Annotated in this window: 1 pseudogene; it reads right to left on the bottom strand. The window is 45.2% G+C overall.

The features are described 5' to 3' along the window. Positions 1-767, bottom strand: a pseudogene (locus tag GMD6S_RS12810) (SIALI-17 repeat-containing surface protein); the annotation flags it as partial.

The following is a 767-nucleotide window of genomic DNA, read 5'->3' as shown; positions in this document are numbered from 1 at the left end:
ATCTTAGCAACTTGCTCTTCTAATTTACTTAGCTCAAGTTTTTTCGCATTACTATTTTCTTCTGCCGCTTCCTTATCTGCCGCAGCGAGTTTTGCTTGGTCCTGGTCAGAAAGTTGAGATTGAGTTTTTGCTTCGGCCGGTGTCACCTGATCACTATCTTCTGCCAAAAAATCTGCCAACAAGTCTGAGGCATCAATGTCGCCTTCTTCAATGGCTTTCAAGATAGCATCCTTGCCAATCACTTCTTTAGCTGCCTTAATCGCAGCTTCCTTATCAGTGATAGTGGCATCCTTGTTGATATCATCGATGGTTGATTTTTCAATTTTTTCTAAGGTAGCGATTAAATCTGAGCGAACTTTGGCTGCCTCTTCCGCCGCTTCCTTGTCCGCTGCAGCCAGTTTAGCTTGGTCCTGACTTGAGAAATCTTCTTGGCTCATCTCTTCGACCGGTGTCACCTGATCACTGTCTTCTGCTAAGAAATCGTCTAACAAGTCGGACGCTTCGATGTCACCTTCTTCAATGGCTTTCAGGATAGCATCTTTGCCAATCACTTCTTTAGCTGCCTTAATCGCCGCTTCCTTATCAGTGATAGTGGCGTCTTTGTTGATGTCTTCGATGGTTGATTTTTCGATTCCTTCAAGAGTTGAAAGCAATTCTGAGCGAACTTTGGCTGCCTCTTCTGCTGCTTCCTTGTCGGCTGCAGCCAGTTTAGCTTGGTCTTGACTTGAGAAATCTTCTTGGCTCTTCACTTCGGCCGGTGTCACCTG

It is taken from the genome of Streptococcus sp. GMD6S (assembly GCF_000297015.1).
This window is presented reverse-complemented; position numbering and strand designations above follow the sequence as displayed.